Raw genomic sequence first — 19602 nt, forward strand, 5'->3', positions numbered from 1 at the left:
ACCCTTCAGCTCGCGGGCAGGTCGAGGCGCCGCAGGAAGCGGGCGTGCTTCGCCATAACGCGCGAGGCGGTGGCGAGATCGGTGGCCGCGCGGGCGGCCGTGAGGCGGGCCGCCCGATCCTGCGCGCCCGCCGCCCGCACGAGGTCCCGGGCGGCCGCCTCCAGCCCCCCGACGCTGCCCCGGGCGAGGGCGGCGCGGGCCCGCTCCAGCGTGGGGTGCAGGGCCGGCACCCGCCCGAGCAGGCCGATCTGCGCGTGGGCGCGGGCCGCCGCGGCCTCGATCTGCGCGAGCGCGAAGGCGTGGTCCATGGCCATCCGGCGCACCGTGCCGCTGCCCGAGTTCCAGGTCGAGAACTGCAGGAGGCGGTCGGCGTTCAGGCTGGTGCGGGTGGTGGCGTCGCCGCCCGCGCCGACCAGGGCGTCGGCGAGGTCCCGGCGGGCCGAGTCGAGGGCGAAGGCTCGGTGCCGGGAGGGCGAGATCGGCAGGACGAGGCGCACCGTGAGGTAGAGGATCACGGCCGCGAGGACCACGAGGATCCCGTTCATCAGGTAGGTCTGCGGGTCGTAGCTCTGGGGGTTGTTCGGCGAAAGCAGCACGGGCGTGAACACGAGCGTGATGAAGCCCACCGTGAAGGTCTTCGGGTGGAGCGACAGGAAGCAGGCGCCGAACACCACGGGCGCCATCGCGATGGCGAGCAGCGGGAAGCCCTGGTTGCCCGACAGGAACACGTAGAGGATGACCCCGCCGCACACGGTCGCGAGCGGCATGCCGATCAGCACGCCGCGGGCGAAGGCCCGCGGGTCGGGCGTCACCGAGGAGAGGGCGCAGGTGGCCGAGACCTGCACCAGCGCGAAGGAGCTGTCCGGCAGGCCGGTGGCGATCAGGAACGCGGCCGTGAGGGCGTAGGCGATCACCACCCGGGCGGCGCCGCGCAGCGCCACGGGGAAGTCGCGGTGGGTCGGCAGGTCGACGTCCCGCAGGGGCCGGTGCCCGTCCGCGAGGGCGCGCAGGCCGTCATCCGCGAAGGTCGCGGCGTTGACGAAGTCGAGGGCGCGCTGGAGCGCCATGGTCTCGTCGAGGGGGCGGTCCCCGTCGCGCATGGCCGCGTCGACGAGCTCGCGCAGGCGCGCGTCGTCCCGGTCGAGCACCGCTGCACCGGGCTCGGAGACGCCGCCCCCCGCCGCCCGCCGGCAGATCTCCACCGCCTCGGCGACCGCCGGGCCCGGGGGCGTCAGCCGGCCGGCGGCGGCCGCGAAGGCGCGGGAGGCGGCCGCCATCACGTAGAGCGCCGCGATGGCGCTGCGCGCGCCGGCGGCCCGGTGCGCGCCGTCGTCGAGCTCCGCCCCGATGGCGCTGGCATCCGCCCGCATCGCGGCGACCTGCCGGATGAGGGCCGCGGTGGCGAGCGAGCCCGGATCGCCCCGCGTGAAGGCTTCCAGCGCGAACGCCTTGGTGGCCGCTACGGCGTCGACAAGCGTCGGCCGCAGGGTCCGCCAAGTGCTCGGCGAGGCGAGGGCGTCGTTGATGAAGGTGATGGTGACGATGGCGACCGTGATCGCCGCGATCCGGCCCACCGCGGCGTCGAAGGTCGTCTGCGGCGCGTCGATGTGGGCGATGGCGATGATGGCGACGGTGTAGCCGGACAGCATCGCCCCGTAGGCGCGGGTGTCCTGCAGGTACTGGGCGACGAAGACGCACAGGCCGAGCCACGTCCCGAAGCTGACGAGGAGCAGCACCCGGTCCTGGTTGAACAGCCCCATCAGGACGAGGGCCACGACCCCGCCGACGATCGTGCCGAGGAAGCGGTAGAAGGACTTCGAGAGCGCCTGGCCGCGCTTGGGCTGCGCCAGGATCGCGACGCCGACGGCCGCCGAGGAGGCGCTGTCGAGCTGCAGCCAGAAGGCCCCGTAGAGCGCGACCATCATGGCGACCCAGATGCGGAAGGCGAAGGCCCAGGCCGCGGGCTTCGGCACCCAGGCATCCGCCCAGTCGATCAGGCGGTCGAGCCGGCCCGCGGGCAGGGCGGCGCCGGCCACCTCAGCCCCGTGCCGGAAGGCCGGCGACGGGCGCGGGCGCGGACGCGACCCGGGCCTGCCACAGGCAGAGGAGGGGGGTGGCCACCAGCTCGATCCCGAGGGCGGCCAGCATGGTCAGCGAGGGCACGCCGGTGAGGTAGAGCCCGGCGAGCCGCGCCAGGCCGCCGAGGACCACGACGCCGGTGAGGAAGCGGAACAGGCGGGTCTTGCCCTCGATGTCGGGCACGCAGGACCAGAACAGCAGGCCGATGCCGAGGAGCAGGCCCGACAGGTAGCGGAAGTGGCTGTCGGCGGAGACGTCCGGCACGCCGCCCGCGAGGCCGTTGATGCCGAACACCACGCCGTAGAGCCCGGCCGCGACCGGGATCACCCCGCCGAGGGCCACCACCCGCTGCAGCGCCTGCCGCTCCGTCATCACCGCTCCCGCTCCGGCCAACCGAGGGTCAGAACCCGCGGCCCGGGCGATCGGTTCGGGGGCTCACGCCTTCTCGCCCTTGAGGCGGGCGTTGCACTTGCTCCAGTACTGCGGCCATTTCGGCCCCTGGGCGGTCTTCTGCGCGTCCGAGAGGCCGCGCCACTCGGTGCCGCACTTCTTCTGGCGCTCGCGCGCGGCGGTCTGGCCGGCGCTCGGCGCCCGGGCCGGAGCCTCGGTCCCCTTGTCGGCCCCTTTGGCAGCCTCGCGGGCGAGGGCGGGCTGGATGAGGAGGAGCGGCGCGCCGAGCATCAGCGCGGCACGGAGGGCTTTCAGCATCGGTCGGATCCCCGGCTCCGCGACGCAAGCGTGGCGGTTCGCGCGCATGACAGCCCCAACGCCGGGGCGGCGCAAGGGCGGACGGCGAGGCCCGGGGCCGGGGAGGCCGTTGCTCTCGCAATCGTGAGGGTCGCCGCGGGCGCTTGAGCGGGGTCCGGATTCCGGGCACGTTCCGGGGCGATCACCGCAAGCGAGCATCGCGGGGCCGGCAGGACATCCGGATACCCCGCACGAGGAGCGCGACATGGCCGCCGTCACCGGCAGACCGATCGAGGTGCACACCTGGAGCACGCCGAACGGCTGGAAGATCCCGATCATGCTGGAGGAGTGCGGCCTGCCCTACCGGGTGGTGCCGGTGAACATCGGCAAGGGCGAGCAGATGGCGCCGGACTTCCTGGCGATCTCGCCGAACAACAAGATCCCGGCCATCCTCGACCCGGACGGGCCGGGGGGCGAGCCGGTCACGGTCTTCGAGTCCGGCGCGATCCTGCAGTATCTCGGCCGCAAGACCGGGTGCCTCTACCCCGCGGACGAGCGGGCGCGCACGCTCGTCGACCAGTGGCTGTTCTGGCAATGCGCGGGCTTCGGCCCGATGCTCGGCCAGGCCCATCACTTCCGCATCTACGCGCAGGAGAAGATCCCCTACGCCATCGACCGCTTCACGGCGGAGGCGAACCGCCTCTACGGGGTGCTGGACCGGCGCCTCGCCGAGGCCGAGTACCTCGGCGGCGCGTACTCCATCGCCGACGTCGCGACGGTGACCTGGGCGAAGTTCCACGGCAAGCAGGGCATCGACGTCGGCCCCTTCCCGAACGTCAAGCGCTGGCTCGACGCGGTGCTGGCGCGCCCCGGCGTGCAGCGGGGGCTCGCCGCGATCTGAGGAGGCCTTACTCGCCGGCCTTCCGGGCGGCCGGCTTCTCGCCCGCCTTGTCGCCGACCTTGGCGGCCTTGCTGGGCTCGGTGCCGAGGGCCGCCTGCTGGTTCACGTCGGGCACGCGGGTCCAGGTCTGCGAGCCGCACAGCACCTTCAGGATGCAGCCCGAGACCGACAGCTCGGACGCGCTCTCGCGCTCCAGGCTGACCTGGTAGGTCTTGCCTTCCTCGATGTTGTAGAGCTCGCCCGAGAACTTGCCGTCGTCGGGCTTGAGGCCGTCGATGAGCTGCAGGCCGATGACGGGGCGGCTGCGCTTCTTCGGGTCCGGGTTCTTGGCGTCCGTGCGGGGCGCGCCCGCATCGGTGTTGGGCGCCTTCAGCCACACCACCTTGCCGCAGGCGAGGCTCTGGCCGGGCCCGCACTTCTCGATGCGGATCTTCGCGCGGCCGTCCCCCGTGAGCCAGGTGCCCGAGGGATCCGCCGGGGTCTCGGCGGCGGCAGCGCTGAGGCCGGCGAGGGTGAGGGCCGTGGCGAGGGCGAGGCGCATGGGCGATCTCCGGGCGGAGGGTTGCGGGGTTCTGTCGAGGCCCGAGTGAACGGTCGCAATCGGGCGATTTTTCGGCCCTGTTGCAGCAAAGCCATGGCCAAGGTCCGGGCGCCGGGGCGGCCGCCTCGGGTTGAGGGCCGGCGGGGCCCCGGCTATAAGCCCGGCGCCGAAGCGGTTTTTCCGCTTCTCCACGGTTTCCCCAAACCTCTCCCAGACCCCTGACGAAAGCCGCACCGCATGGCCACCGAGCGCACCTTCTCCATCCTGAAGCCCGACGCGACCAAGCGGAACCTCACGGGCGCCGTGAACGCCGTGATCGAGGAGGCGGGCCTGCGCATCGTCGGCCAGCGTCGCATCCAGATGAGCCGCGCGCAGGCGGAGAAGTTCTACGAGGTCCACAAGGAGCGCCCGTTCTTCGGCGAGCTCGTGGAGTTCATGACCTCGGGCCCCGTGGTCGTGCAGGTGCTCGAGGGCGAGAACGCCGTGGCCCGCTACCGCGAGGTGATGGGCGCGACGAACCCGGCCCAGGCCGCCGAGGGCACCATCCGCAAGCGCTTCGCCCAGTCGGTCGGCGAGAACACCGTGCACGGCTCGGACAGCGCCGAGAACGCGCGGATCGAGATCGCGCAGTTCTTCACGGATGCCGACATCGCCGCCTGAGGGCGGTCGCCGACGCGGCATCCCTCGAAGCGCCCCTTCCGCCGCGCCGGCGGAAGGGGTCTGATGGCCCGCGGCGGACCCGGATGCGGGCCGCTCGTCCTGCGAGGAGGAGCCCGGTGACGGTTCGCGCACGCATCGACCGGGTGGGCTCGACCTGCCCGCACGACTGCCCATCGGTCTGCGCCCTCGAGGTCGAGGTGATCGACGGCGCGGCCATCGGTCGTGTGCGCGGGGATCCCCGCCACAGCTACACGGCCGGCGTGGTCTGCGCGAAGGTCGCGCGCTACGCGGAGCGCATCCATCATCCCGATCGTCTGACCCGGCCCCTGCTGCGCACGGGCCCGAAGGGCTCCGGGCAATTCGCGCCGGTGTCGTGGGACGAGGCCCTCGACCGCACCGCGGCGGCCTTCCTGGCGGCCGAGGCCGCGCATGGGCCGGAGGCCGTCTGGCCCTACTACTACGCCGGCACGATGGGGCTGGTGATGCGCGACGGCATCAACCGCCTGCGCCACGTCAAGGGCTATTCGGGCCAGCACTCGACGATCTGCACGACGCTCGCCTGGTCGGGCTACGTCGCCGGCACGGGGCGCCTCGCGGGCACCGACCCGCGCGAGATCGCCCACAGCGACTGCGTGGTGATCTGGGGGACCAACCCGGTCCACACCCAGGTCAACCTCATGACCCATGCGCTGGCGGCCCGAAAGGCGCGCGGCGCGCGCATCGTGGCGGTCGACATCTACGACAACGCCACCATGCGGCAGGCCGACCTCGCCCTGCTGCTGAGGCCCGGCACGGACGGGGCGCTCGCCTGCGCGGTGATGCACGTCCTCTTCCGCGACGGCCTCGCCGACCGCGACTACCTCGCGCGCCACACCGACTGCCCGGACGCGCTTGAGGCCCATCTCGCCGGCCGGGACCCTGCCTGGGCGGCGGCGATCACCGGGCTCGACGTCGCGGAGATCGAGAGGTTCGCCCACCTCGTCGGATCGACGCCGAACACGTTCTTCCGGCTCGGCTACGGCTTCAGCCGCAGCCGCAACGGCGCCGTCAACATGCACGCCGCGCTCTGCATCCCGGCGGTCACGGGCGCCTGGCGCCACCGCGGCGGGGGCGCCTTCCACTCGAACAGCGGCATCTTCGGGATCGACAAGCAGCTGATCGAGGGCCTCGACGCGCGCCGGCCCGGCACGCGGGTGCTCGACCAATCGCAGGTCGGACGGGTCCTCTGCGGCGACCCCGAGGCCCTGCGCGGCGGGCCGCCCGTCACCGCGATGCTCGTGCAGAACACGAACCCGGTCTCGGTGGCGCCCGAGCAGGAGCGGGTGAAGCGCGGCTTCGCCCGCGACGACCTCTTCGTCTGCGTGCACGAGCAGTTCATGACCGAGACGGCCCTGATGGCCGACATCGTGCTGCCGGCGACCATGTTCCTGGAGCACGACGACCTCTACACGGGCGGCGGCCAGCAGCACATCCAGCTCGGGCCGAAGCGCGTCGAGCCCCCGCCGGGCTGCCGCTCGAATCACGACGTCCTGGCGGGCCTCGCCGCGCGCCTCGGCGCCGAGCATCCGGGCTTCGCGATGACGCCCCGCGCCATCATCGACGCGACGCTGCGCGCCTCCGGGCGCGGCACCCTCGCGGAGCTCGAGGCGACCGGCTTCCAGGATGTGCAGGACCCGTTCGCGCGCGCCCACTTCCTCGAGGGGTTCGGCCACCCGGACGGGCGCTTCCGCTTCCGCCCGGATTGGGGCCCGCTGCCGGCGGGCGACGAGCGGCGCGAGGCCGCCGCGATGCCCGCGCTGCCGGACCACTGGGAGGCGCCGCTCGCGCTCCCGACGCCCGCGCACCCGTTCCGCCTTGCCACGAGCCCGACCCGGAACTTCCTGAACTCGAGCTTCACCGAGACGCCGACCTCCCGCGCCAAGGAGGGCCACCCCACCGTGATGGTCCACCCCGAGGACGCCGCCCCGCTCGGGGTGCGCGAGGGCGGCTGGGTCCGCCTCGCCAACGCGCGCGGGGCCGTGACGCTCCGCGCGAGCCTGTTCGGGGGCCTGCGGCGCGGCGTTCTGATCGCGGAATCGATCTGGCCGAACGACGCCTACCCGGACGGGCGCGGCATCAACACGCTCACGGGCGCCGACGCGGCAGCGCCCTTCGGGGGCGCCGCCTTCCACGACAACCACGTCTCGCTGGAGGCGCTGCCGGGGTGAGGGCCGGCCCGGCGATTTGAGGGGCAGTGTGGCGCCGCCGTCATTGCGCGGATGCGGCAACGGGAGTCCAACGGCTGGGCTTCCAGCCTTCACGGACTTCAACCGATGCGCCTCCGCCCGCTCCTCGCCGCCGGTCTCCTCGCTCTCGGCGCCACCGCCGCCCTCGCCGGCGGTTCCTCCGCCCCGTTCGAGCAGTACCAGCCCGATCCCGCCCTCCGCACCGCCCCCAAGGCGAACCTCGAGGGCCGCGTGCGCCACGCCTGCGCGGTCATCCAGGCCCGCATGACGAACGCCTCCGAGGCCTCGCTCGAGCGTCCCTGCGGCTGCTACGCGCGCCAGACCATGCGCACGCTGAGCGACGACGAGATCGAGGCCTACCGCAGCACCGGCTATTTCAACGATTCCGCGCGCGCCAAGGCGCTGAACGCGCTGGATTCCTGCAAGCTGCAGCGGCCGGCCTGACACAAGGCCCCCCGCATCCCGGGCGGGGCCGCCGCGCGGCGCCTCCCGGGTAGACGCCCCGACGTCACAGGCTGAGCAGCGCGCCCCCGGCGCCCGCCACGTCCGGCGCGAACGTCACGCGCCCGCCGTCGAGGCGGGCCCGGCCGCCGGCCACCAGGGCGAGGGCGGCCGGGTAGAGGCGGTGCTCCTGCACGATGACGCGCGCCGCCAGGGCGTCGGCATCGTCGCCCGGATGCACCGGCACCGCCGCCTGCGCCACGATCGGGCCCGCATCGAGCTCCGGCACCACGTAGTGCACCGTGCAGCCGTGGACTCGGACCCCGGCGGCGAGCGCCTGCTCGTGGGTGCGGGTGCCGCGGAACAGGGGCAGGAGCGAGGGGTGGATGTTGAGCATCCGCCCGGCCCAGGCCTCGACGAAGCCGGGCGTGAAGATGCGCATGAAGCCGGCGAGGCAGACGAGGTCGATGCCGGCGGCCCGAAGCTCGGCGTCGAGGGCGGCGTCGAACGCCGCACGGTCCGGGAAGCTCTTGTGGTCGACCGCGCGGGCGGCAATCCCCGCCTCGGCCGCGCGCGCAAGCCCGCCCGCATCCGGACGGTTGGCCAGCACCAGCACGATCTCGGCCGGAAAGCCGGGCACGCGGGCAGCCTCGATCAGCGAGACCATGTTGGAGCCGCGGCCGGAGATCAGCACCGCGACCCGGATCTTTCGCTCACCGGGCATCAGAGCGCGAGGCGCCCCGTGAAGGTGACGGCCTCCGGGCCGCGCGGCGTGATCGCCCCGAGGCGCACCGGCGCCTCGCCGGCCGCGACGAGCGCCGCGCTCACCGCGTCGGCGGCGTCGGCCGCGACGACGGCCACCATGCCGATGCCGCAGTTGAAGGTGCGCAGCATCTCGTGGGACGCCACGCCCCCGGCCTCGGCCAGCCAGCCGAACACCGCGGGCGGCGCGATGGCGTCGAGGTCGATGGCGATCCCGGCGCTGTCGGGCAGCACCCGGGGCAGGTTGTCGGGGAAGCCCCCGCCGGTGATGTGGGCGAGCGCCTTGATGCCGTCGGTGGCCTTCAGCGCGGCGAGGAGCGGCTTCACGTAGATCCTGGTCGGCTCGAGGAGCGCCTCGCCGAGGCGGCGGCCGGGGGCGAAGGGCGCCTCCGCGTCCCAGGCGAGGCCGGCCGCCGCCACGATGCGCCGCACCAGCGAGAACCCGTTCGAGTGGACCCCGGAGGAGGGCAGGCCGAGCACCACGTCGCCGGCCGCGATGCCGGCCTTCGGCAGCAGGGTACCGCGCTCGGCCGCGCCCACCGCGAAGCCGGCGAGGTCGTAGTCCTGGCCCTCGTAGAGCCCGGGCATCTCGGCCGTCTCGCCGCCGATCAGCGCGCAGCCGGCCTGCCGGCAGCCCTCGGCGATGCCCCGCACGATGTCGGCGCCGACGCCGGGGACCAGCTTGCCGGTGGCGTAGTAGTCGAGGAAGAACAGGGGCTCGGCGCCCTGGACGATGATGTCGTTCACGCACATCGCCACGAGGTCGATGCCGATGGTGGCGTGCCGGCCGGTCTCGATGGCGATTTTCACCTTGGTGCCGACGCCGTCGTTGGCCGCCACCAGGATCGGGTCGCGGAAGCCCGCCGCCTTCAGGTCGAACAGGCCGCCGAAGCCGCCGATCTCGGCATCCGCCCCCGGGCGGCGGGTCGCGCGCACCAGCGGCTTGATGGTCTCGACGAGGGCGTTGCCCGCATCGATATCGACGCCGGCCGCCGCGTAGGTCAGCCCGTTGTTGCTCTCGGCCGTCATCGGCACCCAATCCTCACAGGTCGGGGCCTCCATAGCCGAAGATCCCGGCCCGGCGAACCCGAGGCGCGGAGATTCTTCACGGGCCCGCCCGCCCCGGCCGGCGGCTCGACCTTGACCGGCTCGGGGGCCCTTCCCACTGTCTCGCGCGGGACGGCGGCAGGAAGGCGGGATCGATGCGGGGCAGGGCGCTGATCGGGGTCGGGCTCCTCGTGGTCCTCGTGGTGCTCGTCTACCTGCTGCGGGACGTGATGCTGCCCTTCGTGGCCGGCATGGCGCTCGCCTACCTGCTCGACCCCCTGGCCGACCGTCTGGAGCGCCTCGGCCTCGGCCGGCTCGCCGCGAGCCTCGCCATCCTGGCGCTGTTCGTGTTCGCGCTGGTGGTGACGCTGCTGATCCTCGTGCCGCTCATCGCGGGCCAGGTCGCCGGGCTGATCGCCAGCATGCCCGCCATGGTCTCGCGCCTGCAGGGGATCATCGCCGAGCGGGCTGGGCCGCTGCTGGAGCGGATCGGCGGAGCCAACGTCCTCACCGACCTGCAGGCGTCGGTCGGCACCCTGGCGACGCAGGGGGGCGCCTGGCTCCTCGCCTTCCTCAAGTCGATCTGGTCCGGCAGCCAGGCGCTGATCTCGATCGCCTCGCTCCTCGTCGTGACGCCGGTGGTCGCCTTCTACATCCTGGTCGACTGGGACCGCATGGTGGCGGCCATCGACGGCTGGGTGCCGCCCCGGCACCGGCTGACGGTGCGGGCGCTCGCGGCGCAGATCGACCGGGCGATCATCGGGTTCGTCCGCGGCCAGACCCTGGTCTGCCTGATCCTCGGCACGTTCTACGCGCTGGGCCTCTGGCTGGTGGGCCTCAACTTCGGCGTCCTGATCGGGCTGATCGCCGGCTTCCTCACCTTCATCCCCTACGTCGGCACCCTGACGGGCTTCCTCCTCTCCGTGGGCGTCGCGCTGGTGCAGTTCTGGCCGGGCTCGGACTGGCTGCACCTCGGCGCCACGGTCGGCGTGTTCCTGGTCGGGCAGTTCCTGGAGGGCAACATCATCTCGCCGAAGCTCGTCGGCGATTCGGTGGGGCTGCACCCGGTCTGGCTGATGTTCGCGCTCCTCGCCTTCGGCTCCCTGTTCGGCTTCCTGGGGCTGCTGCTCGCGGTGCCGGTGGCGGCCTCGATCGGCGTGCTCGTGCGCTTCGCCCTCGCGCGCTACCTGCAGAGCCGGCTGTTCCACGCGGAGCAGCCCCTGCTGCTGCCGGAGGAGCACCGGTGATCCCGGCCTTGACCCGGGCCGCTCCGTGGCCGACCTGACCGGCCCATGACGGACCCGAAGCGCGAGAACGCGCCCCCCCGGCAGCTCGCCTTCGACCTGCCCCTCGACCCGCGCTACGGCCGCGAGGACTTCCTGGTCGGCCCCGCCAACGAGGCGGCCTACGGGCTGGTGGAGGCCTGGCCGGACTGGCCCGACACGGTGCTGCTCCTCACCGGCCCGATGGGCAGCGGCAAGAGCCACCTCGCCTCGATCTGGGCGACGCGCGCCCACGCCTGGACGGTGCCGGCGGCCGCGATTCAGGGGGCCGACCCGACCCACCTCGTCTCGAACGGGGCCCTGGTGGTGGAGGACATCCACCGGCCGGAGGGGCGCGACGAGGCCGCCCTGTTCCACCTGCTCAACCTCGCGCGGGAGCGGGCCTGCGCCGTGCTGCTGACGAGCGCGCTCGCGGTGGAGGCGATCGGCCTCGCAACCCCGGACCTGCGCTCGCGCCTGCGCCTCGCGCCGGGCGCCGAGATCCTGCCGCCCGACGACGCCCTGCTGCGGGCCGTCCTCGTCAAGCTGTTCGTGGACCGGCAGCTCGTGGTGGACCTCGGCGTCGTCGATGCCGTGGCCCTGCGCATCGACCGCTCCCTGGGGCGGGCCCGCGCGGTCGTGGCCGAGCTCGACCGGGACGCCCTCGGCCGGCACCGCCGCATCACCCGGCCGCTGGCGCTCGCCGTGCTGGAGCGCCTCGGGCTCGGCGGCGACGCCGAGGACGAGGGCTGACCGGCCGGCACCAGCGATGCCGAAACGCCGAGGGCCGCCCCCGCGGTGCGGGAGCGGCCCTCGAAGCCGTGAGGGGTCGGACGGTTCAGAAGGTGAAGCCGGTCTCGACCATGTAGCGGTCCTGGCCCCGCTTGTTGCCGAGGGGGCCGAAGCCGAGGCCGGGGGTGACGCCGCCGAAGGCGAGGTCGCCGCGCACGAAGTCCACCAGCTCGACGTGCGAGTACTCGCCGCGGATGAAGAACCGGTCGAAGGTGAAGGTCGGGGTGATCGTGAACGAGTAGGCCGAGCTGCCCGACCCGTAGAGCACGTTGGTGGTGTCCTGCAGGAAGCGGTTGCCGCTCTGGGCGATGTACTCGAAGCGGCCGGCCAGCGCGAAGTTGTCCGTGAAGGCGTAGCTCGCCAGGATGGCGCCGCCGAAGGTCTCGGCGCCGGCGAGCGGGATGATGCCGTTGCGCTCGACGTTCGTGTACTGGACGTAAGGCGTCACGATCCAGGGGCCGGCCGCGTAGGTGTAGTTCGCGCTGACGATGCTGCTGTTCTGCAGCGTGAGCGGCGTGGCGTAGTAGAACCGCGCGCTCTGGTTGAGGTTGTTGTAGCTCGAGAAGTGCGTGCCGCCGTTGATGCCGATGGTGTTGGCATCGTCGAGCTTGTAGGTGATCGCGCCCGTCACCCAGTTGAGCTCGCCGGAGTAGAAGCCGTCCGTGACCGCGATCGAGGCCGAGAGCGGGCCGCTCGCGTAGTTCACCTGCACGCCCTGGTTGATGATGTTCTCCTGGTTGAACAGGAGGCCGCGGGAGATGTTCAGGTTCTGGAAGGTGAAGGCCAGCTCCGAGCCGATGTTGGTCGGCATGCGGCCGCCCTGCACCGACCACTCGTCGTTGATCGCCCACTTGCCGAACACCACCGGCACCGGGCTGAACAGCAGGTTGGTCTGGTCGATCGCGCTGAAGGTCGGGAAGCCGAGCGCCGGGATCGAGTAGAGGCCGGTCTGCACGTAGAACTGGAACGGGCCGTCGGCCTTCTGGATGAAGGCCTGCACGTTGCTGAAGTCGACGCGGGCGACGCGGTCGTCGTTCTGGCCGGGAACCAGGGGGGTGTAGAACGACGGCAGCCGGTCACTGTAGTTGTAGGCGTAGCCGGTCACGGCGCCGCCGACGTAGATGTCGCCGATGGCGGTGGTGATGCAGGCCGGGTTCGGGTTCTGCTTGATGACGCCGCCGAAGGCCGGGAAGGTGATCGCGGCCTTGCAGACCTCCGGCGCTGCCGGGGGCGGGGGGGCCTTCGGGGTCAGGTCGGCCGCGAAGGCGGACACCGAAGACAGCAGGGCGGCGGTCAGGCCGGTCAGAAGGATGCGGGGCGCCATGATGCTCAGCTCGGATGCGTCGTTGTACTGTCAAGCTGCCATCCTCGACCCGCTCAGGGCAAAATCCATTTTTAGGCGATTGCATAGATATTGGGCATTCACGCCGCTGTGTTCGGAAACGTGGCATTTCGGCAACGTACCGCGCGGGGTGGCCTTAACGAAGCCTTGACGAATGCCGCCGGGGAGCCAGCGCAGGACGGCCCGGTTCGCCGGCAAAAATGTCATCGAACTGTCAAATGAGCGGGGCCCGCCCATGTTAGGGGTGCCTCGCCGACGAGGATACCGAGGAGGAGCGTCGTTGTCCGAGATGGATCCGAACGCCGAGGCGCGACGGGACGAGGCAGCGGACGAGGAGGTCGGCGCCGCGTCCGGCGGGACCTCCGAGCGTCCGGCCGCGCGGCCGGCGGCGGAGCGCCGGGCCCAGCCGGTGCGGCGCGCCCACGGCGCCCGCACGACGCGGCGGCCGGCCGAGGCGCCCGCGGCGCCGGTCACCGAGGAGCCCGACGAGTGGCCCGTCGCCGCCGCCCCGGCGGCCGAGGCGGTCGAGCCGCCCGCGCGGGAGAACGTCCTGGAGGCGGGCCGGGCGCTGCGCCACGCCCCGGAGCGATTCGTGAACCGCGAGCTGTCCTGGCTGCAGTTCAACCGGCGGGTGCTCGAGGAGGCCTCGAATGCCGGCCACCCGCTCTTGGAGCGGCTGCGCTTCCTCTCGATCTCGGCGAACAACCTCGACGAGTTCTTCATGGTGCGCGTGGCGGGCCTGCACGATCAGGTCCGGGCCGGCCTGACGGTGCCCTCGCAGGACGGGCTCTCGCCCTCCGAGCAGCTCGCCCGAATCGCCACCGAGGTGGCGCGCCTCGCCGAGGACCAGCAGGCCCGCTGGCGGGAGCTGCGCGCGGAGCTGCACGGGGCCGACATCGACCTCGTCGAGCCCGGCGACCTCGACCCGGAGCACGCGGCCTGGCTCGAGGACTACTTCCTCAGCCACGTCTTCCCGGTGCTGACGCCGCTCGCCATCGATCCCGCGCACCCGTTCCCCTTCATCCCGAACCTCGGCTCGACGATCGCCCTGATGCTGGTGCGGCCCCGCGACGGCCGGGTGCTCCGAGCGCTCATCCGCATGCCGGGCGTGCTCGACCGCTTCGTGCGCCTGCCCGACCGCAGCGGCGACCCGGTCGCCCGCTTCATCGCCATCGAGCAGGTGATCGTGACCTTCACGGCCCGGCTCTTCCCCGGCTACCTCGTGAAGGGGCAGGGCGCCTTCCGGGTGGTGCGCGATTCCGACCTCGAGATCGAGGAGGAGGCCGAGGACCTCGTCCTCCACTTCGAGAGCGCCCTGAAGCGCCGCCGCCGCGGCGTGGTGATCCGCCTCGAGGTCGAGGCCGGCATGCCCGAGGACCTGCGCGCCTTCGTGGCGGACGAGCTGGAGATCGCCACGGACGCGATCTTCCTCGTCGAGGGGATGCTGGCGCTGAACGAGCTGTCGCAGATCGTCGGGATCGACCGGCCGGACCTGAAGTTCAAGCCCTACAACCCGCGCTTCCCCGAGCGCATCCGGGAATCGGGCGGCGACGTCTTCGCGGCGATCCGCCAGAAGGACTTCATCGTCCACCATCCCTACGAGTCGTTCGACTCGGTGGTGCAGTTCCTCGCCCAGGCCGCCCGCGACCCGAACGTGGTGGCGATCAAGCAGACCCTCTACCGCACCTCCTCGAACTCGCCGATCGTCGCGGCGCTCGCCGAGGCGGCGGAGGCCGGCAAGTCGGTCACCGCCCTGGTGGAGCTGAAGGCCCGGTTCGACGAGGAGGCCAACATCCGCTGGGCGCGCAACCTCGAGAAGGCCGGCGCGCAGGTGGTGTTCGGCTTCGTGGAGCTGAAGACCCACGCCAAGCTCTCGATGGTGGTCCGCCGCGAGGGCGACCGCCTCGTCACCTACTGCCACGTCGGCACCGGCAACTACCACCCGATCACCGCGCGCATCTACACGGACCTGTCCTTCTTCACGGCGGACCCCGCCATCGCCCGGGACGTGAGCCGGATCTTCAACTTCATCACCGGCTACGCCGAGCCGGCGGAGCTGGAGCGGATGGCGGTCTCGCCGCTCACCGCCAAGGCCCGCCTCCTGGAGCACATCGAGGCCGAGATCGCCCACGCCAAGGCTGGACGGCCGGCGGCGATCTGGATCAAGTGCAACGCGCTGGTCGACGCGCAGATCATCGACGCGCTCTACGATGCCTCGGAGGCCGGGGTGCAGATCGACTGCGTGGTGCGCGGCATCTGCTGCCTGCGGCCCGGCATCCCGGGCCTCTCGGAGACGATCCGCGTGAAGTCGATCGTCGGGCGCTTCCTCGAGCACGGGCGCATCTACGCCTTCGGCAACGGCGTCGGGCTGCCCCACCCGAAATCCATCGTCTACATCTCGTCCGCGGACCTGATGAGCCGCAACCTCGACCGGCGCGTCGAGGCGCTCCTGCCCATCGGCAACGCCACCGTGCATCAACAGGTTCTGGACCAGATCATGCTGGCCAACCTGCTCGACAACCGGCAAAGCTGGCGCGTCCTGGCCTCGGGCGCCAGCGAGCGCGTGCAGCCGGTGGACGGCGAGGAGCCGTTCAACGCGCACAAGTACTTCATGACGAACCCGAGCCTGTCCGGGCGGGGCAAGTCGTCGAAGAAATCGAGTCCGCGCGCCCTGAGCCGGCGCGCGCAACGCGCCTGAGCCGCCACGGGCGGCGGGCATCCTGGATGCGCCGGACCGGGGGCACGACCCGGCCCGGCCCTCTAGACCTTTGCTGCGCATGAGCTTTTCCGGGAGGGCCGTTTCCCCTTTCCGGGCCGATGCTCTAAGGGGGAGCCTTGCCTTGGGCCCGATCCGTGCGAACCTGATGCTCGCTCACTCCGCCGAACCTCTGGTCCGGGACGCCGCCGCGCCGGTGGCGATCATCGACATCGGCTCGAACTCCGTGCGCCTCGTCGCCTATGACGGGCTCACCCGGTCGCCGACCCCGCTCTACAACGAGAAGGTCCTTTGCGGGCTGGGCCGCAACGTCCTCACCACGGGCCGCCTCAACGAGGAGGCCGTGCGCCGGGCACTCGCGGCGCTGACCCGCTTCCGCATCCTGTGCAACACCATGCGGGTCGCGCGCCTGTTCGTGCTCGCCACGGCGGCCGCCCGCGACGCCGAGAACGGGCCGGCCTTCCTGCAGGCCGCCGAGGAGGCCTGCGGGCAGAAGATCGAGCTGCTGTCCGGCCGCCGGGAGGCGGAGCTGTCTGCGCTGGGTGTCGTTTCGGGCTTCCACGCGCCGGACGGCCTCGTGGGCGACCTCGGCGGCGGCTCCCTGGAGCTCGTGGACCTGCGCGGCTCCGTGATGGGGCAGGGGGTCACGATGCCGCTGGGCGGCCTCGCCCTGCAGGACCTGTCGGGCGGCTCGCTCAAGCGGGCCGGCAAGCTCGCCCGCGAGCACCTCAAGAAGGCTGCCCCCCAGCTCGAGACCCTGCGCGGGCGCACCTTCTACGCGGTGGGGGGCACCTGGCGGGCGCTGGCGCGCCTGCACATGGCCGCCCGTGGCTATCCGGTCCACGTCATGCACGGCTACACGATCGAGCCCTCCGACGAGCTGAGCTTCCTGGAAGCCGTCGAGGGGGTCGACGCGGCCCAGCTGCAGGACGTGGAGGCGATCTCCGAGGCGCGCCGGCCGCTGCTCGCCTACGGGGCGGTGGTGCTGGAGGAGATCATCCGCCTCGGCCGCCCCCGCGAGATCGCCATCTCCGCCTCGGGCGTCCGCGAGGGGCTGCTCTACGAGCAGCTCGACCGCGAGACCCGCGCCGTCGACCCGCTCCTCGCGGTGGCGGGCGAGCTGAACGCCCTGCGGGCTCGGTCACCGCGTCACGGCGAGGAGTTGCTCGCCTGGAGCGACCGGTTCGTGGAGAGCCTCGGCGGGCCGGAGACCGCCGACGAGCGGCGCCTGCGCCACGCCGCCTGCCTCCTGTCGGATATCGGCTGGCGGGCGCACCCCGACTACCGGGGCGAGCAGAGCCTCAACGTCATCACCAACGCGGCCTTCGTGGGCGTGGACCACCCAGGGCGCGCCTACTTGGCGCTGGCCGTCTACTTCCGGCACGAGGGGGTTGCCCCCGAGAAGGCGAGCGGCGTCCTGCGGGGGCTCGCCGGCCCGCGCCTGTTCGAGCGGGCCCGGCTGATCGGCGCCCTGCTCCGCGTCGCCTTCCCGATCTCGACCGGCATGGAGGGCGCGCTGCGCCGGATGCCGCTGGCGGTGGAGGACGGCAAGGTGGTGCTGCGCCTGCCCGTCGAGTGGTCGGCCCTCAACGGCGAGCGCATCCTCAACCGCGTCCGCGGCCTCGGCCGCGTGATCGGCCTCGACGGACGGGTCGAGGTGGGTTGAAACGGGCCCGAGCCTGACGATCCGTCCTCGCCCCGGAAGGCCCGCCGGGGCGGCGGGCGCCGAAGCCCCGCGAGCCGCCCCGCCGTATCCCTACTCCGAGATCGGTCCGACGCCGGCCTCCGCCGCGTCCGCGCCCGCGCCGACGTGGCCGGCCTGCGCCTCCACCACCGCGGCCGCGGTGACGTTGACGATGCCGCGCGCGGTCACCGAGGGCGTGAGGATGTGGGCGGGCTTCGCCGGCCCGATCAGGAGCGGGCCGACCGGCAGCGCGTCGGCCAGCACCTTGGCGAACTGGAAGGCGATGTTGGCGGCATCGAGGTTGGGGAAGATCAGCACGTTGGCCGATCCGCGCAGGCGCGAGCCCGGCAGCACCCGGTCGCGCACCATCTCGGAGAGCGCCGAATCCGCCTGCATCTCGCCGTCGACCTGAAGGTCGGGGGCCCGGGCCTGCAGCAGGTCCGCGGCGGCACGCATCTTCTTGGCCGAAGCCGAGTCCGACTGCCCGAAATCGGAGTGGCTGAGGAGGGCGACCTTCGGCGTCAGGCCGAAGCGGGTGACGTGGTTGCCGCAGGCGATCGCCACCTCGGCGATCTGCTCGGCCGTGGGGTCCGGCCGGACGTGGGTGTCGGCCAGGAAGTAGGCGCCCTTCTTGGTGACGATCAGGCTCATCGCGGCGCATTCCTGCACGCCGGGGCTGAGGCCGATCACGTCCCGGATGATGCGCAGGCGCGTCTCGAAGCGGCCCTCCAGCCCGCAGATCAGGGCGTCGGCCTCGCCGCGGCGGACCGCGATGGCGCCGATCACCGTGGTGTTGGTGCGCACGAGCGTGCGCGCCGCCTCCGGCGTAATGCCGCGCCGGCCCGCCACGTCCAGGTAGGTCTGGACGTACTTGCGGTAGCGGGGATCGTCCTCGGGGTCGATCAGCTCGAAGTGCTCGCCCTGGCGCATCGACAGGCCGAAGCGCTTGAGCCGGGTCTCGACGACCCGCGGGCGGCCGACGAGGATCGGCTTGGCGACCCCGTCCTCCACGATGGCCTGCACGGCGCGCAGCACCCGCTCGTCCTCGCCCTCGGCATAGATGACGCGCTTGGGCGCCTCCTTGGCCTTGGTGAACAGCGGCTTCATGATGAAGCCCGAGCGGTGCACGAAGCGGTCGAGGCTCTCGGCGTAGGCCTGGATGTTGGCCACCGGGCGCCCGGCGACGCCCGAATCCATGGCGGCCTTGGCGACCGCCGGGGCGATGCGCAGGATCAGGCGCGGGTCGAACGGGCTCGGGATCAGCGAGCGCGGCCCGAAGGGCCGCGCCTCGCCCCCGTAGGCGCGGGCGACGACGTCGGAGGGCGTCTCGCGGGCGAGCGCCGCGATCGCCTTCACGGCCGCCTTCTTCATCTCCTCGTTGATCGAGGTGGCGCCGACGTCGAGGGCACCGCGGAAGATGTAGGGGAAGCAGAGGACGTTGTTGACCTGGTTCGGGAAGTCCGAGCGCCCGGTGCAGATCATCGCGTCGGGGCGCTTCTCCTGCGCGAGGTCCGGCATGATCTCGGGGTAGGGGTTGGCCAGCGCCATGATCAGCGGGTTCTCGGCCATCTTCTCCAGGTACTCGGGCTTGAGCACCCCGCCGGCCGAGAGGCCGACGAACACGTCCGCGCCGGGGATCACCTCGGCGAGGGTGCGGGCCTCCGTCTCCTGCGCGTAGACGTCCTTCCAGCGGTCCATCAGCTCGGGCCGGCCCTTGTAGACCACGCCCTTGATGTCGGTGACGACGATGTTCTCGCGCCGGGCGCCCAGGGAGACGAGGAGGTTGAGGCAGGCGAGCGCCGCCGCGCCCGCGCCCGAGGTGACGATGCGGACGTCGGACAAGGCCTTGCCGGCGAGTTCCAGCCCATTGAGGACGGCCGCCGCGACGATGATCGCGGTGCCGTGCTGGTCGTCGTGGAAGACCGGGATGTTCATCCGGGCTCGGCAGCGCTCCTCGACCTCGAAGCACTCGGGCGCCTTGATGTCCTCGAGGTTGATGCCCCCGAAGGTCGGCTCCAGCGAGCAGACCACGTCCACGAGCTTGTCGACGTCGTTCTGGTCCACCTCGATGTCGAACACGTCGATGCCGGCGAATTTCTTGAACAGGACCGCCTTGCCCTCCATCACGGGCTTGGAGGCCAGGGGGCCGATGTCGCCGAGGCCGAGCACCGCCGTGCCGTTCGAGAGCACCGCGACGAGGTTCTGGCGGATCGTGAGGGTGGCGGCCTCCTGCGGGTCCTCGTGGATCGCCATGCAGGCGGCAGCGACGCCGGGCGAGTAGGCCAGCGCGAGGTCGCGCTGGTTGCCGAGCGGCTTGGTCGCCTGGATCTCGAGCTTTCCGGGCTTGGGCAGGCGGTGGTAGACGAGCGCCCCGGACTTGAGATCCTCGGACATGTTGTCGGCCATGTGCCCTTCTCCCTGCGTCGCCGGCCCCGTTGGACCGGCCCCCGACGGATTCGAGCC

The 19602-nt window shown here is 72.3% G+C and carries 16 protein-coding genes; 8 read left to right on the forward strand and 8 right to left on the reverse strand.

The window, feature by feature from the left end:
* Positions 1 to 5: 5 nt before the first annotated feature.
* From ACLBXP_RS10525 to ACLBXP_RS10535, 3 genes are all read right to left on the reverse strand, one after another.
* Complete coding sequence (locus ACLBXP_RS10525; RefSeq protein WP_447667600.1) at positions 6 to 2036, reverse strand: FUSC family protein; 2031 nt, start codon at positions 2034 to 2036, stop codon at positions 6 to 8.
* A 1-nt stretch (position 2037) separates the two neighbouring features.
* Positions 2038 to 2451, reverse strand: a complete 414-nt coding sequence (locus ACLBXP_RS10530) for a DUF4345 domain-containing protein (RefSeq protein ID WP_447667601.1) — start codon at positions 2449 to 2451, stop codon at positions 2038 to 2040.
* A gap of 63 nt (positions 2452 to 2514) precedes the next feature.
* Positions 2515 to 2787 (reverse strand): hypothetical protein, encoded by a 273-nt coding sequence (locus tag ACLBXP_RS10535; RefSeq protein WP_447667602.1) that lies wholly within the window; start codon positions 2785 to 2787, stop codon positions 2515 to 2517.
* A gap of 244 nt (positions 2788 to 3031) precedes the next feature.
* Between ACLBXP_RS10535 and ACLBXP_RS10540 the strand changes: the two genes are divergently transcribed.
* Positions 3032 to 3667, forward strand: coding sequence for a glutathione S-transferase N-terminal domain-containing protein (locus tag ACLBXP_RS10540; protein ID WP_447667603.1), 636 nt, complete (start codon positions 3032 to 3034; stop codon positions 3665 to 3667).
* A 7-nt stretch (positions 3668 to 3674) separates the two neighbouring features.
* Here ACLBXP_RS10540 and ACLBXP_RS10545 read toward each other — a convergent pair whose 3' ends face one another.
* Positions 3675 to 4208, reverse strand: a complete 534-nt coding sequence (locus tag ACLBXP_RS10545; protein WP_447667604.1) for a DUF2147 domain-containing protein — start codon at positions 4206 to 4208, stop codon at positions 3675 to 3677.
* 237 nt (positions 4209 to 4445) lie between these two features.
* Between ACLBXP_RS10545 and ndk the strand changes: the two genes are divergently transcribed.
* From ndk to ACLBXP_RS10560, 3 genes are all read left to right on the forward strand, one after another.
* Positions 4446 to 4868, forward strand: a complete 423-nt coding sequence (gene ndk / locus ACLBXP_RS10550) for a nucleoside-diphosphate kinase (protein ID WP_447667605.1) — start codon at positions 4446 to 4448, stop codon at positions 4866 to 4868.
* 116 nt (positions 4869 to 4984) lie between these two features.
* Entirely contained in the window at positions 4985 to 7075 is a 2091-nt protein-coding gene (locus ACLBXP_RS10555; protein ID WP_447667606.1) for a molybdopterin-containing oxidoreductase family protein, read from the forward strand.
* 105 nt (positions 7076 to 7180) lie between these two features.
* Complete coding sequence (locus ACLBXP_RS10560; RefSeq protein WP_447667607.1) at positions 7181 to 7537, forward strand: hypothetical protein; 357 nt, start codon at positions 7181 to 7183, stop codon at positions 7535 to 7537.
* A 64-nt stretch (positions 7538 to 7601) separates the two neighbouring features.
* Here ACLBXP_RS10560 and purN read toward each other — a convergent pair whose 3' ends face one another.
* Positions 7602 to 8258, reverse strand: a complete 657-nt coding sequence (gene purN, locus ACLBXP_RS10565) for a phosphoribosylglycinamide formyltransferase (protein ID WP_447667608.1) — start codon at positions 8256 to 8258, stop codon at positions 7602 to 7604.
* The gene (gene purM, locus ACLBXP_RS10570; protein WP_447667609.1) at positions 8258 to 9325 is read right to left on the reverse strand and encodes a phosphoribosylformylglycinamidine cyclo-ligase; all 1068 of its coding nucleotides are present in this window, start codon (positions 9323 to 9325) and stop codon (positions 8258 to 8260) included. The genes purN and purM overlap by 1 nt, the downstream gene beginning before the upstream one ends.
* Before the next feature lie 173 nt (positions 9326 to 9498).
* Here purM and ACLBXP_RS10575 point away from each other — a divergent pair, with 173 nt between their 5' ends.
* Together ACLBXP_RS10575 and ACLBXP_RS10580 are read left to right on the forward strand one after the other, a co-directional pair.
* Positions 9499 to 10590, forward strand: a complete 1092-nt coding sequence (locus ACLBXP_RS10575; RefSeq protein ID WP_447667610.1) for an AI-2E family transporter — start codon at positions 9499 to 9501, stop codon at positions 10588 to 10590.
* 45 nt (positions 10591 to 10635) lie between these two features.
* Entirely contained in the window at positions 10636 to 11358 is a 723-nt protein-coding gene (locus ACLBXP_RS10580) for a hypothetical protein (protein WP_447667611.1), read from the forward strand.
* A gap of 85 nt (positions 11359 to 11443) precedes the next feature.
* On the opposite strand, the gene ACLBXP_RS10585 is transcribed toward ACLBXP_RS10580, so the two are convergent.
* Positions 11444 to 12721, reverse strand: a complete 1278-nt coding sequence (locus ACLBXP_RS10585; protein WP_447667612.1) for an outer membrane beta-barrel protein — start codon at positions 12719 to 12721, stop codon at positions 11444 to 11446.
* A gap of 307 nt (positions 12722 to 13028) precedes the next feature.
* Between ACLBXP_RS10585 and ACLBXP_RS10590 the strand changes: the two genes are divergently transcribed.
* Positions 13029 to 15437, forward strand: a complete 2409-nt coding sequence (locus ACLBXP_RS10590) for an RNA degradosome polyphosphate kinase (RefSeq protein ID WP_447667733.1) — start codon at positions 13029 to 13031, stop codon at positions 15435 to 15437.
* Between the two features lie 142 nt (positions 15438 to 15579).
* Complete coding sequence (gene ppx, locus ACLBXP_RS10595; protein ID WP_447667613.1) at positions 15580 to 17121, forward strand: exopolyphosphatase; 1542 nt, start codon at positions 15580 to 15582, stop codon at positions 17119 to 17121.
* 90 nt (positions 17122 to 17211) lie between these two features.
* On the opposite strand, the gene ACLBXP_RS10600 is transcribed toward ppx, so the two are convergent.
* The gene (locus ACLBXP_RS10600) at positions 17212 to 19545 is read right to left on the reverse strand and encodes an NADP-dependent malic enzyme (protein ID WP_447667614.1); all 2334 of its coding nucleotides are present in this window, start codon (positions 19543 to 19545) and stop codon (positions 17212 to 17214) included.
* Positions 19546 to 19602: the final 57 nt, after the last annotated feature.

The organism is Methylobacterium sp. A54F, assembly GCF_053346035.1.

Coding starts and splice junctions, on each gene's coding strand:
- ACLBXP_RS10530 (WP_447667601.1), bottom strand. CDS start 2,451: ATGACGGAGCGGCAGGCGCTGCAGCGGGTGGTGGCCCTCGGCGGGGTG.
- ACLBXP_RS10535 (WP_447667602.1), bottom strand. CDS start 2,787: ATGCTGAAAGCCCTCCGTGCCGCGCTGATGCTCGGCGCGCCGCTCCTC.
- ACLBXP_RS10540 (WP_447667603.1), top strand. CDS start 3,032: ATGGCCGCCGTCACCGGCAGACCGATCGAGGTGCACACCTGGAGCACG.
- ACLBXP_RS10545 (WP_447667604.1), bottom strand. CDS start 4,208: ATGCGCCTCGCCCTCGCCACGGCCCTCACCCTCGCCGGCCTCAGCGCT.
- ndk (WP_447667605.1), top strand. CDS start 4,446: ATGGCCACCGAGCGCACCTTCTCCATCCTGAAGCCCGACGCGACCAAG.
- ACLBXP_RS10560 (WP_447667607.1), top strand. CDS start 7,181: ATGCGCCTCCGCCCGCTCCTCGCCGCCGGTCTCCTCGCTCTCGGCGCC.
- purN (WP_447667608.1), bottom strand. CDS start 8,258: ATGCCCGGTGAGCGAAAGATCCGGGTCGCGGTGCTGATCTCCGGCCGC.
- purM (WP_447667609.1), bottom strand. CDS start 9,325: ATGACGGCCGAGAGCAACAACGGGCTGACCTACGCGGCGGCCGGCGTC.
- ACLBXP_RS10575 (WP_447667610.1), top strand. CDS start 9,499: ATGCGGGGCAGGGCGCTGATCGGGGTCGGGCTCCTCGTGGTCCTCGTG.
- ACLBXP_RS10580 (WP_447667611.1), top strand. CDS start 10,636: ATGACGGACCCGAAGCGCGAGAACGCGCCCCCCCGGCAGCTCGCCTTC.
- ACLBXP_RS10585 (WP_447667612.1), bottom strand. CDS start 12,721: ATGGCGCCCCGCATCCTTCTGACCGGCCTGACCGCCGCCCTGCTGTCT.
- ACLBXP_RS10590 (WP_447667733.1), top strand. CDS start 13,029: ATGGATCCGAACGCCGAGGCGCGACGGGACGAGGCAGCGGACGAGGAG.
- ACLBXP_RS10600 (WP_447667614.1), bottom strand. CDS start 19,545: ATGGCCGACAACATGTCCGAGGATCTCAAGTCCGGGGCGCTCGTCTAC.